Consider the following 14,474-nt stretch of genomic DNA (forward strand, 5'->3'; position numbering starts at 1 on the left):
GCGTATCGATCAAAGTCCCGGCATGAGCGATTTCGTTGCCGGTTTGCCGATGTATGACTGGCCTGAAGAAAGGGGCGAGGTCGATGCCCAATGGGCACGGCTGCGGGACGCCTTCCGGCAAAAAGGCATCGACGCGCCGCAGACCATCGCTCGCGTCAATGCCGATCTGCGGCCAGTAGAAGGCGGCATCCGCGACGCCGCCGGAAGGGTCATCGCGCCCGATCCGGCGACGCTGCCGCCGGACGAATTGGATTTTCACGGCCTCTGGCTGCATCCGGCGCTGCTGTTCGCACAGGCCTGCTGGGGTCCGATGGAACTTGGGCTGGCGACGCATGTTCAACTGATCGGCCAGCCGCGTTACGACGCGTTCGAGGGCGGGCAGGGTGAACTCTATTCGAGCGCGCTCGTGATGCGTGCAGGTGAAGCGCCAACGGTTGCCTCACCGTCCGACGGCAGCCCCCTCATCCCGCTCGATGTCCTGCGTGGCAAGCATTTTACCTTCAACAGCCTCGATTCCATGTCGGGCATTATCGCGCTGACGCGTGACCTGGAAGCGCTGGGCGAAAGCCTGAACATCTTCTCTGAGCGCAGCGAAAGCGGTGGCCACCGCGCCTCGATCGTCGCCATTGCGGAGGGCAAGGCCGATGTCGCGGCCATCGACTGCCAGAGTTGGGCCAAGGCGCGGCGCTTCGAGCAGGCAGCGGAAGCGGTCACGGTCGTCGGCTGGGCAAGGCGGCGCATGGGCCTGCCGTTCATCACTGCCAGAACGACACCGGAAAAGATCGTGGAGGCGCTGCGCGAGGCGGTCGCGGCGACCGCGTAAAATCAATCAGCCGCCGAGCAGCCGCTCATCGAGGGGATAGGTCGAAAGCTGCTCGTTGCCGGTTTCGGTGATCAGGATCTGCTCCTCGATCTTGACGCCCTCGCGTCCGCCAAGCCGGCCGATATAGCTCTCGACGCAAAGCACCATGCCCGACACAAGCACGCCGTCGGGCGTGTCTTCGGTCCAGTCGATCGCATGCGGCAGCGTCGGGTATTCGTCTGCCAGGCCGACGCCGTGATAGAGCACGCCGTAACGCGTCGGGAAACAATCTCCAGGCGGCACCGCCGAGCGTTCGACAAGATCGCGGAACGATGTGCCCGGCTGCATCAGGCCGATGTTGTGGGCGACCTGATCGGCGGCGATGCGAAACAGCTCGCGTTGCTCGTTGGACGGCTCGGTGTCGCCGCAGAGCCAGGTGCGCGACAGGTCGGCGCAGAAACCGTAAGGGCCGATCAAATCGGTATCGAAAGCGACGAGATCGCCGGCTGCGATCGTTCGCGACGAGCATTCCTGGAACCAGGGATTGGTGCGCGGGCCAGACGTCAAGAGCCGGGTTTCGACCCATTCGCCGCCACGCGCGATGTTGCCGCGGTGGAGTTCGGCCCACAGTTCGTTTTCGGAAATTCCTGGCCGCAATGCTGCTTCCATCTCGCCCATCGTCGCCTCGCAGGCGACGATCGACCGGCGCATGGCCAGGATTTCGTCGGGCGATTTGATCAGGCGTGCGTTTTCCATCAGCGCTTCGCCATTGCCGATCGAGATGCCGAGGCGGGCGAGCTCTTCGACGCCCTCGGGATTGATGTGATCGACGGCGATGCGACTGACACCGCCGCCATGCTCATTGACCAGATCGGCGATCCCGGCGGCCCAGCGGCGGACTTTTTGCTCGGTGAGTTCGCCGCTGTAGAGATACATCCACGACACTGCCGGCCGAACCTCGTCGACGACGCCGGAGTGGTCGGAAAGGTGCTCGCAGGAAAAATAGTCGAACAGCACCACCGGACCTTCGGTGGCAACGAAACAATGTCTTGTCGGATTGTGCGCGACCCAGAGCTGCATATTGGTCGAGTCGGTCGCATAGCGGATGTTGATCGGATCGTAGAGCAAGGCTCCCGCATAGCCGCGGCGCTTCAGCTCGGCGCGGATGCGGTCGAGCCGGTATTGGCGCATGGCGGGCAGGTCGGGAGCAGCAATGCCGGCGGCGTGCCACTCGGCTTCCGCCAGTGCGCCGTAGCCAAGCACATGCTGGTTGAGTTCAGCGGCCTTCTGCCGCGACTTCAGGCGCAACGCATCGATTGAGCCTGCTGCGTCCGGCTCGAACGGCGCGATCCGGCGATGACGACCGAACCGTCGCTCGACGCTCGGATCGCTCATTTTCCTATCCTCCCGATATCAATCGGCCGCGTGGGTCAGGCCCGAGGGCGGGCCTTTGGGTCCAAAGCTTTCAGGATCGCATCTTTTCGCCGCTCGGGTCGAAAGGCGGCTCGACATTGATGCGGGCTGGTCGTCGGCTTCCGAGGATTTCGATCTCGAACAGTCCGGCGCTCTCGTCCCCGGCCAAGGCCGCTGGCACATAGCCTTGCGCCATCGATTCCTGGACGTAATGGGCATAGCCGCCGGAGGTGATCCAGCCGACCACGCGCCAGTCGCCGTCGACGATGCCGCGCACGGCCGAAGCGCCTTCCGCGGCCCTGGAGCCGCGCACTTCCTTGCCGTCCGTATCGAAACGCGGCGCGCCGTAGCCATGCGGCTTCTCCACCGTGCCGTAGTCCTTGCCGACCTTGGCCCAGATTGGTTCGTCGCCCATGACGTCGGCGTCCGCGGCATCGACGATGAAGGAGACTCGGCGCAGTTTTGGTCCTTCTGCCTGCTCCCTGGCTGCCGCTTCCCGTCCGATGAAGTCGTTCTTCTCCAGCTTGACGAAGCGGTCCATCGCCCCCTCGAACGGCCCGTAGATCGGGCGCAGTTCGCGGAACCAGGTCGGAAAATTCTTTTCCAGGCGCATCGAGAGCAGGGCGCGCATGCCGAAATCGACCAGGCCAAACTCTTCGCCGGCATCTTTGATCGCCTTGTAGACGAGACGCTGGTAGGCCGGCGCCATCCAGATCTCGTAACCGAGATCGCCGGTATAGGTAATGCGATTGACCATGCAGGGCGCGCCGCCGACCGCCATCTTGCGAAAATCCATGAAACGGAAGGCCTTGGTCGAGATGTCGACATCAACCAGTTTCTGCAGAAGGTCGCGTGATTTCGGCCCGGCGATCGACAAGCCGACCAGCGTCTGGTCGAAGCGGTGAATGCGGACCTGTGACGCCCCTGGACCATCCTTCGGCAGGTGCTTCTCGAACCAGCGCATATGATACTTCTGCGCGGCCGACGAGCTCCAGATCATGAAGCGCTCTTCGCCCGCCTTGGCGATGGTGAAGTCGCCGATGAGCCTGCCGAACTCGTTCAGCATCGGGGTCAGCACAATGCGGCCGGTCTTCGGCATGCGGTTGGTCATCAGCCGGTTGAGGAAATCTTCCGATCCCGGCCCGGAGACTTCGTATTTGGCGAAGTTGGCGATCTCGGTGACGCCGACCTTCTCGCGGGTGGCGCGCACTTCCTCGCCGATCGGCCCGAAATCGTTGGAGCGATGGAAGGAAACGATGTCCTTCGGCTCGGTGCCTTTCGGTGCGAACCAGAGCGGGGTTTCGAGGCCCCAGCTATCGCCCATGACGGCGTTGTTGGCCAGCATCGTGTCGTAAAGCGGGGTGGTCTGGGCCGGGCGTGCCGCCGGCAGTTCCTCGTTGGGAAAGCGGATGGAAAAGCGGCGCGAATAGTTTTCGCGCACCTTGGCGTTGGTGTAGCGCAGTGTCGCCCATTCGCCGAAACGCGCGACGTCCATGCCCCAGACGTCGAAGCCGGGATCGCCATGGACCATCCAGTTCGACAATGCCAGCCCGACGCCGCCGCCCTGCGAGAAACCGGCCATGACGGCGCAGGCGCACCAGAAATTGGTCAGGCCCTGCACCGGGCCGACCAGCGGATTGCCGTCGAGCGCGAAGGTGAAGGGACCGTTGATGATCTGCTTTATACCGGCCTTCTCGATGCCGGGAAAATGCTTGAAGCCGATTTCCAGCGACGGCGCGATGCGATCGATGTCGGGCTGCAGCAATTCGTGGCCGAAATCCCACGGCGTGTTGACCGGAGACCACGGCTTGCAGGCTTTTTCATAGGTGCCGAGCAGGATGCCGTTGCGTTCCTGGCGGGTGTAGATCTCGCCCTTGAAGTCCATAACGCCGATCATCTCGCGGCCGGTCGACTTGTTGAATTCCTCGACCTCCGGCATCGGCTCGGTCAAAAGGTACATATGCTCCATGGCCAGCAGCGGCAGTTCGACGCCGACCATGCGGCCGATCTCGCGCGCCCACAGGCCGCCGCAGTTGACGACATGCTCGGCATTGACCGTGCCTTGCTCGGTAACGACGTTCCAGGTGCCGTCGACCTCCTGCGTCAGCTCGACGACGCGGTTGCGCAGCACGATCTCGGCGCCGAGCTTCCTGGCGGCCTTGGCGTAGGCGTGGGTGGTGCCGGAAGGATCGAGATGGCCTTCGACCGGATCCCACATGGCGCCGACGAAATTGGTCTCGTCCATCAGCGGGAACATCGCCTTGGCCTCTGACGGCGTGATCAGCTCGGTGTCCATGCCGAGATAGCGGCCTTTGGCGTGGGCAAGGCGCAGGAAGTCCATGCGCTCGGGTGTGTCGGCCATCATCACGCCGCCGGTCAGGTGCAGCGAGCAGGACTGGCCGGAAAGCTCCTCGATCTCCCTGTAGAGCTGCACCGTGTAGGCCTGCAGCTTGGCGACATTGGGATCGCCGTTGAGCGTATGGAAGCCGCCCGCCGCATGCCAGGACGAACCGGAGGTGAGCTCCGAACGCTCGATCAGCATGATGTCGGTCCAGCCGGCCTTGGCCAGATGGTAAAGCACCGAGCAGCCGACGACACCGCCACCGATGACAACCGCTTTTGCATGAGATTTCATGACGATAGTTCCGTTTTTGAAGAGATTGAATCGAGTGAGCGGGGCGTGAAAGCAAAGCGGAGAAGGGCGCCGGCTGGAATAATCTCACGCCCTTCCTCTGCCCCGCCGACCGGGGGAGAGGTGTCGAGCGAAGCTCGACGGAGTGGGAGTCGACTGTTCATCAAACCGATACAGATGATCAAAAATCGGTCGGCGCGCCGCCTTCGGACCGACGTTTGTCGACGAAGGCGTTGAGCTCCTCGCGGACAGCCGGGTCCATGTAGGGCTCTTCATAGGAGGCCAGCCGCTCCTTCCACACCCGATTGGCTTTTTCGATAGCTGTCGGCGATCCGGCTTCCGCCCAGGTCTCGAAATTGCGCCAGTCAGAGATGATAGGCGAATAGAACGCGGTCTTGTAGCGGTCCTGGGTATGCTGGGTGCCGAAGAAATGGCCGCCCGGACCGACGTCGCGGATGGCGTCGATAGCCAGTGCTTCCTCCGAAAGGTCGAGCGGGGTCAAAAATTCGGCCACCATCTGCAGCAGATCGATGTCCAGGATGGTCTTCTCGTAGGAGCAGCGCAGGCCGCCTTCCAGCCAGCCGGCCGCATGCATCATCAGATTGCCGCCGCCCTGTATGGCGCCCCACAGCGAGAACACGCTTTCATAAGCGGCCTGTGCGTCGACCGTGTTGGCGGCGCAGGTGTTGGAAGTGCGGTAGGGGATGTTGTAGCGGCGGGCGAGCTGGCCGCCGACCAATTGCGCCTTCATGTATTCCGGCGTGCCGAAGGCCGGCGCGCCGGACCTCATGTCGACGTTGGAGGTGAAGCCGCCATAGCCGACGGGCGCGCCCTTGCGCACCATCTGGGCGAAGGCAATGCCGGACAGTGCCTCGGCATTCTGCTGCACCAGCGCACCGGCGATGGTCACCGGCGCCATGGCGCCCGACAGGGTGAACGGCGTCACGATGACGACCTGGCCCTTGCTCGACATCTGGATGATGCCTTCCATCATCGGCACGTCGAGCTTGAGCGGCGAATTGGTATTGATGATGGTAAACACCGACGGCTGTTCGAGAAGCTGTTCGTCGCTGATGCCGCGCGCGATCCTGGTGATCTCGATGCCGTCGACATTGCGCTCCTTGCCGAGCGAATAGATGTGGAACACCTTGTCGGTGAGCACGCTCAGATCGCGGATGCATTCGAGGTGCCGGACGGACGGATGGATGTCGATCGGCTCGACCGGATAGCCGCCCGTGCAGTTCAGGATGTTGTGCATCTGCGCAAGCTTGAGGAAGTTGCGGTAGTCCTGCTGGTTGCCGGGCCGGCGGCCGCGATCGATGTCGGAACAATTGGGCGCCGACGCCATCATCGAGATGATCAGATTGTCGCCGCCGAAGCGGACATTGTGCGCCGGATTACGGGCATGGATGGTGAATTCCGACGGGCAGTGCGAAACCAGCTCGAGGATCATGTCGCTGTCGAAGCGCACCCGCTCGCTGCCTTCGCGGACATCCGCGCCATGCGCCTTCATGATGCGCCTTGCCTCGTCGTGCAGCACGTCGACGCCGATTTCCCTGAGAACACGCAGCGAGGCGAGGTGGATCGATTCCAGCTCGTCGTCGGAGACCAGCTTGGTCGGCGTCAGCGGGATTTTCAGCTGACGGAAAGGCGGCTGCTCGAATGCCGCCGCTGCGCCGGCGCGCTTGCCCGCGCGGCCGCCGCGACGGGCGCGGTCGTTTGCCAATGCCGGTTCGGCGGGATGAAGGGCGGCGGTCATGATAGTCCTCGTACGCTGCGACGGTGCGGCGGCATAATGGACCGACCGCCGTCCCGCCATTGCGGAGGCGGCGACCACTAGGACGAGGGAAGCGACATGGACGTTCGCCAGCCGGACGCACCAGGGCGAAACCAGATCTCTGCCCGAACCGTGAAACATGTCACGTTGCGATCACGTCATATTGAGTAAGTACATTGAATACAAACCGTCCTGAGGGAGACTATTTCCGTGTCGGATGTTGTCAGCGTGCGTGCGGCGACCAACAACGAAGTTGCTTTCATTGCCTGGGATATTGACGGAATGATCGACGGCTGTCTCGGCTTCGAGATCGTCCGCATCTATCCCGGCACCGGCGAGGAACGCTGTCTGGCGTCCTGGGTGCCTTTCCGGGGGCAACGCAACAAGGATTGGATTCCGCAGGATACCGGCGTCTGGCCGGTGCAGAAGACATTCTGGCGCGATCTTACGGTGCGGCGGCGCCGCGACAGCGTTGAAATCAGGCCGGATGGCGAAATGGTCGCCTACCGGGTGCGTCCGGTCGGCGACATGCGGCCCGGCCTCGATCCGGTGCCGGTGCGCCCCGAGAAAGCCTATACCGGAGCGGCGCGGCCGCTCGGCTATCTCGGACAAGGTGCCGTCAGCCCGACCATTTTTCTGGGATCGATGTTCGGCAAGGCACGGCTCGCCTTCACCAACGGCGTGCTCTCGACGCAATGGCTGTCGCGCGCGCTGGAAGACGCCGGCATCAAGGTCGGGCAGCGCGACAAGATCAGGGCCGAGCTTCAGCGTCCCGGCAGCAAGATACGCGCCTATCTTCACGGCGAGGTTCCGGATGTGCTCACCAGCCTGATGAAACGGGCCAAGGCCGAGGGCGGCACTGTCAGGCTTGCCCTCTATGAACTTGGCGATGACGAGTTGTGCGACGCGATCATCGACGCCAAAGATGTCGTCGACGTCATTCTGTCGAATTCGGGCAGGGATGAACAAACCAAGGCCTGGGACGCGGGCAACGCGCCGTTCAGAAAGCGGCTGCGCGACGCCGGCGTCGTGCTGACCGATCGTCTGTTCAACAACAACCATATCGGCCATAACAAGTTTGCCGTTTACCGCGACGCCCAAGGCAATCCGCAAGCGGTCATGACCGGCAGCACCAACTGGACGTCGACCGGCATTTGCGGACAGTCCAACAACGCCTTCATCCGCGATGACCCCGCCATGGCCGAAGTGTTCGATGCCTATTGGGAGCGGATGAAGGCCGACGTGTTCCCGCCGCCGGCGAGCAATAGCGCCGCCGGACGTGTGGCGCAGAAGCAAGGCAGGCCGTTTCGCCTGATGAATCGCACACCGAACCATGTCAATGGGACCACCATCTGGTTCTCGCCAAACGATCCCGACCGCAGCAAAAAGGACATCTCGGTGCGGCCTGTCGATCTCGAAGACGTTTTCGCACGAATCAGGGCGGCGAAGGAGGCGGTGCTCTTTCTCGTGTTCAATCCTTCGCGGCTCGGCAACAATTCGGTCATCGACCAGGCGGTCGCGGCGGCGACGGCGAATCCAAAGCTGATCGTGCAGGGCGCAATCAGCGACCACACCGCCATGCCGAACTACGTTGCCCCGACCAGGGATCCGGTCACCAACAAGTCGCACAAGGACGGCAAATCGCCGTTCGTCTTTCCGGAGAAGGTCTGGGAGGCGCCGAACGTCTCCATCGTCAGGGCGGCCAACCTGACGGGGGCCTCCGTTGCGCGCGATTTCCAGGCGGAAGTGCTGACCGTCGGCCATGCGATCGTGCACGACAAGATCGTCATCATCGATCCGATGGCCGACAACGCGACCGTCATCGCCGGCAGCCACAACCTTGGCTACAAGGCGTCCTATGAAAACGACGAGAACATGGTGATCGTGGAAGGCGACAAGACGTTCGCTGCGGCCTTTGCGGTGCATATGCTCGACGTGTTCGACCACTACAAGTTCCGCGCCTGGCGCAGGACGATTGGAGAAGGACCGTCGGACAATGACGGGCTCTCCATCGACGACAAGTGGCTGAAGCCTTACGCGCAGGGCAGGAAGGGGGCGATTGCCCGGTATTTTCCGTAGTGGCCTGAACGGCGCCAAACGTGCGGACCGCGTCGTGCCAACCAGGGTCGACGTGCTGCTGGTGGCGTTCGCCTTGTATCGGTCCTTCAAGCGCCGGGGCTCTTGAACACTTCATCCGCTGGCTGGCGCAAGCGGTTCTTGCCGCCGGTGCTTCCCGGCACGCCGCCGAAACGCTAATCGTGCAGGTTCCCTATTGGTGCGGATCATGGACCTGGCGGAACAGAACAGCGACGAGACAATGCAGTGGGCGGCGATCACCGGCGTGATCGCCACCGTTTCGGTGTTCGCCATCGCGCAAGGGCTGAGCTACCCGCTGTTGAGCTTCATCCTGCAGCGCCAGGGCGTGTCGCCGGCCATGATCGGCCTCTCGGCGGCAATGACGCCGGTCGGCTTTATCGTCTCGTCGCCGCTCATCCCGGCGCTGGCGCGCCGGTTCGGGGCAGGGCGCACGGCGCTCACCTGCGCAGCTCTTTCCGCGATCATGCTGGCACTGATTGGCTGGACGCAAAATGTCTATCTATGGTTTCCGCTGCGCTTCCTGATCGGCGTGGTGACCAATCCGCTCTATGTGCTGAGCGAGATCTGGGTGATCGCGCTGGCGCCACCGGCGCGCCGCGGCCGCGTGATGGGGATCTATTCCACGGTCATTTCGGCCGGTTTCGCGGCTGGCCCGCTGTGCCTGCTTGCCGTCGGCACCGAAGGATGGCCGCCGTTTCTCGTCGGCATCGCCGCATTCGTCTTTTGCGGCGCCTGCCTGGCGCTGGTGCTGGGACGGCTACCGAAGGTCGAGGAGGCCGGACACCAGGTTTCGGTCATGAGGTTCATGCCGATGGCATGGCTGCTGTTGTCGGCGGTCGTCGTGGCCGCCGGTTTCGAACAGGCGGTGCTGGCATTGCTGCCGGTCTACGGAGCGCATTATAGCATCGAGGAAACCCGCATGTCGGCGCTGCTGTCGATGATGATCGCCGGCAATATCGCCATGCAGGTGCCGCTCGGCCTGCTGGCGGAACGCCTGACGGCGCGTCTGGTGCGGTTTATCTGTGTGTCCCTAACGGTGCTCGGATGCGTGCTGTTGCCGGCTCTCATCGAGACGCCGCTGATCTGGCCATGCGTCTTTGTCTGGGGCGCGGTTTCCTACGGCATCTACACGATGTCGATCATCGAGCTCGGCGAACGGTTCACCGGCTCGGCGCTGGTCGCTGGCAACGCCGCCTTCTCGCTGATGTGGGGCGTCGGCGGCATCGCCGTGCCGCCGCTGGCGGGCGGCGCCATGGATATTCTCGGTGCGAACGGCCTGCCGATCACGCTTGGCGCCATTTGCCTGGCGCTGGCGCTTACAACCGTCATACGGCGGCGGATCGTGTGAGATACGTATCGGAGTGCTGTAGCCCTCAATTGCCTTGCAGTCTGAACATAGCCCAGAGGTCACAATCGGCATGGTGTTCAGAGGGATGCATCCTGCGTAGAAGGTCTCGAATTTCAACGGCACGATCAAAATCGGGTATCAATCCAACATCAGACAGTTCCGTGTTCGCAAACACGTCAGGAAATCCTCCGCAGTTGGTCAAGGCGCTTATGGAGACGTCTTGATCCAACAAGTCGTAGCCCAGGAAGGTAAATCCGTTCCAGTCGAGTGCACGCACGTCCACCGACGGTCTTCGGATCACACCGAGGACATTCAAGTCGCTCGGATCCGCCAACTCCGAAAGGAGGAAGTCTAGGTCCACAAAGAAATCGAGCATGTAGTCCTCGTTCACAATATGAGGCCAGTAGCTGTCCTTCGTCTCTGCCAGTGCAACCGGGCAGAGCATTCCATCGAGCGTGACGACCTCGGTCAACTGGGTGAGGCCCGACCACAGGATGTACTCCGTCCATCCTGTGCCGTTGACCGGATCAAACTTCTCATTCGCAATGTAGAGACGTTGCATGAAGTTTCCTTGTATCCCACGCAGAAGGCTTGGCTGTGGTGATTACGGAGGCCGTTCGTTTTACGTGTTTCAGTTGAATCTCGATAGCGCCATGCCGATGTGTGGCACCGAGCTTGACCAATTTTCGGAGACCACATGACCAAACCGAACACACAGAGGCAGCCGAATTCATCGGCCGAAGATCCCTTTCTCTGGCTGGAGGACAGAACAGGCAAGGAAGCGCTCGACTGGGTTCACCGTCAGAACGAGGTTACAACAGGTGAATTGCAGGGCGATCCGTCCTACCAGGCCTCCTTCCAAACTGCGCTCGACCTGATGACGGCCGAAGACAACATTGCGGTCGGGTCTGCGCTCAACGGCCACGTCTATAATTTCTGGCAGGACAAGACCAATGTGCTCGGCCTCTGGCGGCGCACGACGGTCGCTTCCTACAAGACCGAGAAGCCGGATTGGGAGACGATCATCGACTTCGACAGTCTGTCAGCCAAAGAGGGTGTGAAATGGGTGTTCAGCGGCGCCAGCCGGCTTTACCCCGATTTCAGCCGCTGCCTGCTCAGCCTGTCGCCGGATGGCGGCGACGCCAGCGAAATGCGCGAATTCGACATCGACAGCAAGTCCTTTGTCGAGGACGGCTTTCGTGCTCCTGCCTCGAAGTCGGGCTTCAACTGGCTGGACAAGGACACGGTCATCGTCTCGGCTGCCTTCGAAGAGGACGAAAAAACCCAGTCTGGTTATCCGCGCGTGGTCAAGCTTTGGAAGCGCGGCACCAGGCTGGAGGATGCGACGCCGATTTTCGAGGCGCAGAAGCAGGATCTCGCCGCCGGCGGTTCCCTCGAATTCGACGGCGACAAGCGTCATCTGTTGCTGACCAGGACGCTCGATTTCTTTGCCTCGCACAGTTTTCTACGTCTGGCCTCCGGTGAAAACAGGCGCATCCCGTTGCCGGACGACGTTTCCGACACGGTGCTGTTCAGGGATCAGCTCGTCTTTGGGGTGCGCAGCCCGTGGACGGCGCCGGACGGCACGCTGTGCAAGCCTGATGGCCTCTATTCGCTGGGCTTCGCGCGCTGGATCGAGACCAATGCGCTCGGGCCTATCGAGACCGTGCTCGAGCCGGCGGATCGTGTCTCGATTGCCGGGATTGCCCGCACGCGGGACCGGTTGTTCATCAATCTGATGGACAATGTGCGCGGCAAGGTCGTCGCCTGCGATCGCAGCGGCAACGGCTGGTCGCTGCAGCCGGTGGCGCTGCCCGAAAACGGCAGTGTCGGCATCAGCCACGCCGAGCGTTTCGGCTCCAGCGTGTCCTTCTCCTTCACCGATTTCCTGACGCCGAGTTCGATCATCTGGTCGGACGACAACGCTGCGACGCTGGCAACGGTGAAATCGCAGCCGGCGCGTTTCGATGCGTCGTCGCTGGTCTCGGAACAGTTCGAGGCACGCTCGAAGGACGGCACCAGAATCCCTTATTTCGTCGTCAGGCGGCGCGACCAGAACGGGCCGGTTCCGACGCTGCTTTACGGCTATGGCGGCTTCGAAGTGCCGCTGCTGCCCGGCTATGCCGGCGTGCGCGGCCGGCTGTGGCTGGAAAAGGGCAATGCCTATGTGCAGGCCAATATCCGCGGCGGCGGCGAGTTCGGCCCGAACTGGCATCAGGCCGCGCTCAAGGCCAATCGCCAGAACGCCTTCGACGATTTCGCCGCGGTCGCGAAAGACCTGGTGAAACGCGGCATCGCCACGCCGGCGACGCTCGGCATCCAGGGCGGCTCGAATGGCGGCCTGCTGACCGGCGTTTCGCTGACCCAGCATCCGGAGCTTTTCGGTGCGGTGATCATAGACGTGCCGCTGCTCGACATGCTGCGGTACACCGAGCTGCCGCCCGGCGCATCCTGGATGGCCGAGTATGGCGATCCGGCGAAGCCGGAAGAGGCCGCGTCGCTGGCGGCTTACTCGCCTTATCAGCATGTCGAGCCCGATGCCGCCTATCCGCCGGTGCTGCTGACGACATCGACGGCCGACGACCGCGTCCATCCCGGCCATGCGCGCAAGATGGCGGCGCGGCTGCAGGCTGCCGGCCACGCGAAGACGCTGTTTTTCGAGGAGACCGAGGGCGGCCATGGCGGGCGCGGCGATCGCCGGCCGCAAGCGGCACAGGCGGCGATGAAGTATGTCTTCCTGCAACGGGCGCTGACTGGAACGGCTTGAACGGAACGGCTTGAACTGATCGCATCAGACCGCCTAAGATGCTGCATGGCTCGGATGAAGGCATCATGCGCGTTTGGGGTGGCGGTGACGCCGTCGCCGCGCACGCTGCGCGCCGAGCTTTTGCGGCTTTGCGCCCGCATCGGCTATTCGCCGCCCGCCTTCCTCTGACGAATCCGCCCCGGCTGCAATTGCCGGATTGGTTCAAGAGGAAGATTAGACATGACCTATCAGAATTATTCGCTGAAGCAGCTTCAGCAGATCGATGCTGCGCATCACCTTCATCCGTTTACCGACCACAAGGAGATGCGCGAGGCCGGCTCACGCATCATCACCCACGCCAACGGGCCGTTCATCTACGATTCCGAAGGCACGGAAATCCTCGACGGCATGGCCGGGCTGTGGTGCGTCAACATCGGTTACGGCCGCGATGAGCTGGCCGACGCCGCTTACGCCCAGATGAAGGAACTGCCCTACTACAACTCCTTCTTCAAATGCTCGACCCCGACACCGGTGCTGCTGGCCAAAAAGCTGGCGGAACTGGCGCCGAAGCATGTCAACCAGATGTTCTTCGGCTCGTCCGGTTCGGAGGCCAACGACACAGCGCTGCGCCTCGTGCGCCACTATTGGGCATTGGAAGGCAAGCCGGAGAAGAACCGCATCATCTCGCGCAAAAGCGCCTATCACGGCTCGACCATCGCCGGCACGTCGCTGGGCGGCATGGAGCCGATGCACAAGCAGCTCAACGGCGCGGTTCCCAACATCGTTCATGTGATGATGCCTTATGCCTATGAGCTGGCTCTGCCCGGCGAAAGCGACCATGATTTCGGCCTGCGCGCGGCCAAGGCCGTCGAGGATGCCATCCTCGAAGCCGGCGCCGACAAGGTCGCCGCCTTCATCGGCGAGCCGGTGATGGGAGCAGGCGGCGTGAAGATACCGCCGATGAGCTATTGGCCGGAAGTGCAGCGGATCTGCCGCAAATACGATATCCTGCTGATGCTGGACGAGGTCATCACCGGCTATGGCCGCACCGGCGAGTGGTTCGCAGCTCAGACATTCGACATCGAGCCCGATACCATCACCACCGCCAAGGCGCTGACCTCCGGTTATCAGCCGCTGTCGGCACTGCTGGTCGGTGACCGCATCGCCGCGACGCTGGTCGAGAAGGGCGGCGAGTTCAATCACGGCTATACCTATGCCGGCCACCCCGTGGCCTGCGCCGTGGCGCTGAAGAACCTCGAGATCATCGAGCGGGAAGGTTTGGTCGATCGGGTCAAGAACGACACCGGACCCTATTTCGCCAAGGCGCTGCGGGAGCACGTCGGCGGGCACGGTCTGGTCGGCGAGGTGCGCTCGATCGGGCTGATGGGGGCGATCGAGATCGTCAGCGACAAGGCGACCAGGGAGCGCTTCCTGCCGGCCGGGAGCGCGGCCGTGACCGTCCGCGACCACGCAGTTGCCCAGGGCATGATGCTGCGCGCCACCGGCGACACGATGATCCTGTCGCCGCCGCTGATCTGGACGCGCGAGACGATCGACCTGGCCTGCGGCCGCATCGCCAAGGCGCTTGATCTGGCGCAAGCGGATTTGCGCAAGCAATAAGATAGAACGATCGCCGGGCGCCCTGCAACCCGACGCCCG

Annotated in this window: 10 protein-coding genes; 6 read left to right on the top strand and 4 right to left on the bottom strand. The window is 62.8% G+C overall.

The annotated features are described in order from the left end of the window. The first annotated feature begins 22 nt into the window (after nt 1-22). Nucleotides 23-823: a phosphate/phosphite/phosphonate ABC transporter substrate-binding protein gene (locus BQ8794_RS32430; RefSeq protein WP_077383863.1), complete on the top strand. Its 801-nt coding sequence runs from the start codon at nt 23-25 to the stop codon at nt 821-823. Between the two features lie 6 nt (nt 824-829). Here the strand turns inward: BQ8794_RS32430 and BQ8794_RS32435 are convergent, their stop codons facing one another. From BQ8794_RS32435 to BQ8794_RS32450, 3 genes are all read right to left on the bottom strand, one after another. After that, nucleotides 830-2,197: a M24 family metallopeptidase gene (locus BQ8794_RS32435; protein ID WP_077383721.1), complete on the bottom strand. Its 1,368-nt coding sequence runs from the start codon at nt 2,195-2,197 to the stop codon at nt 830-832. Between the two features lie 70 nt (nt 2,198-2,267). Beyond that, a complete protein-coding gene (locus tag BQ8794_RS32440) occupies nt 2,268-4,850 on the bottom strand; it encodes a GcvT family protein (protein WP_077383722.1) in 2,583 nt (860 codons plus the stop codon). 178 nt (nt 4,851-5,028) lie between these two features. After that, nucleotides 5,029-6,606, bottom strand: a complete 1,578-nt coding sequence (locus BQ8794_RS32450) for a trimethylamine methyltransferase family protein (RefSeq protein ID WP_077383727.1) — start codon at nt 6,604-6,606, stop codon at nt 5,029-5,031. 228 nt (nt 6,607-6,834) lie between these two features. On the opposite strand from BQ8794_RS32450, the gene BQ8794_RS32455 reads away from it, so the two are divergent. Together BQ8794_RS32455 and BQ8794_RS32460 are read left to right on the top strand one after the other, a co-directional pair. Further along, nucleotides 6,835-8,703: a phospholipase D-like domain-containing protein gene (locus tag BQ8794_RS32455; protein WP_077383729.1), complete on the top strand. Its 1,869-nt coding sequence runs from the start codon at nt 6,835-6,837 to the stop codon at nt 8,701-8,703. A 205-nt stretch (nt 8,704-8,908) separates the two neighbouring features. Then, nucleotides 8,909-10,069, top strand: coding sequence for an MFS transporter (locus BQ8794_RS32460; protein WP_077383730.1), 1,161 nt, complete (start codon nt 8,909-8,911; stop codon nt 10,067-10,069). A 25-nt stretch (nt 10,070-10,094) separates the two neighbouring features. Here BQ8794_RS32460 and BQ8794_RS32465 read toward each other — a convergent pair whose 3' ends face one another. Continuing rightward, nucleotides 10,095-10,631, bottom strand: a complete 537-nt coding sequence (locus BQ8794_RS32465; protein ID WP_077383732.1) for a hypothetical protein — start codon at nt 10,629-10,631, stop codon at nt 10,095-10,097. Nucleotides 10,632-10,766: 135 nt separating this feature from the next. Between BQ8794_RS32465 and BQ8794_RS32470 the strand changes: the two genes are divergently transcribed. Genes BQ8794_RS32470 through BQ8794_RS32480 form a run of 3 tightly spaced genes read left to right on the top strand, consistent with a single transcriptional unit; the run spans nt 10,767 to nt 14,435 of the window. Continuing rightward, nucleotides 10,767-12,836: a prolyl oligopeptidase family serine peptidase gene (locus BQ8794_RS32470; RefSeq protein ID WP_077383734.1), complete on the top strand. Its 2,070-nt coding sequence runs from the start codon at nt 10,767-10,769 to the stop codon at nt 12,834-12,836. A 45-nt stretch (nt 12,837-12,881) separates the two neighbouring features. Continuing rightward, nucleotides 12,882-13,004, top strand: a complete 123-nt coding sequence (locus BQ8794_RS32475; RefSeq protein ID WP_077383737.1) for a capsid protein — start codon at nt 12,882-12,884, stop codon at nt 13,002-13,004. A gap of 51 nt (nt 13,005-13,055) precedes the next feature. Beyond that, entirely contained in the window at nt 13,056-14,435 is a 1,380-nt protein-coding gene (locus tag BQ8794_RS32480) for an aspartate aminotransferase family protein (RefSeq protein WP_077383739.1), read from the top strand. The last annotated feature ends 39 nt before the right edge of the window (nt 14,436-14,474 follow it).

The organism is Mesorhizobium prunaredense (assembly GCF_900156895.1).
GTDB lineage: Bacteria > Pseudomonadota > Alphaproteobacteria > Rhizobiales > Rhizobiaceae > Mesorhizobium > Mesorhizobium prunaredense.

Excerpts from the sequence above, each read along its gene's own strand:
- BQ8794_RS32465 (WP_077383732.1), bottom strand. The coding sequence starts at position 10,631 with ATGCAACGTCTCTACATTGCGAATGAGAAGTTTGATCCGGTCAACGGC.
- BQ8794_RS32435 (WP_077383721.1), bottom strand. The coding sequence starts at position 2,197 with ATGAGCGATCCGAGCGTCGAGCGACGGTTCGGTCGTCATCGCCGGATC.
- BQ8794_RS32470 (WP_077383734.1), top strand. The coding sequence starts at position 10,767 with ATGACCAAACCGAACACACAGAGGCAGCCGAATTCATCGGCCGAAGAT.
- BQ8794_RS32430 (WP_077383863.1), top strand. The coding sequence starts at position 23 with ATGAGCGATTTCGTTGCCGGTTTGCCGATGTATGACTGGCCTGAAGAA.
- BQ8794_RS32475 (WP_077383737.1), top strand. The coding sequence starts at position 12,882 with ATGGCTCGGATGAAGGCATCATGCGCGTTTGGGGTGGCGGTGACGCCG.
- BQ8794_RS32460 (WP_077383730.1), top strand. The coding sequence starts at position 8,909 with ATGGACCTGGCGGAACAGAACAGCGACGAGACAATGCAGTGGGCGGCG.
- BQ8794_RS32440 (WP_077383722.1), bottom strand. The coding sequence starts at position 4,850 with ATGAAATCTCATGCAAAAGCGGTTGTCATCGGTGGCGGTGTCGTCGGC.
- BQ8794_RS32480 (WP_077383739.1), top strand. The coding sequence starts at position 13,056 with ATGACCTATCAGAATTATTCGCTGAAGCAGCTTCAGCAGATCGATGCT.
- BQ8794_RS32450 (WP_077383727.1), bottom strand. The coding sequence starts at position 6,606 with ATGACCGCCGCCCTTCATCCCGCCGAACCGGCATTGGCAAACGACCGC.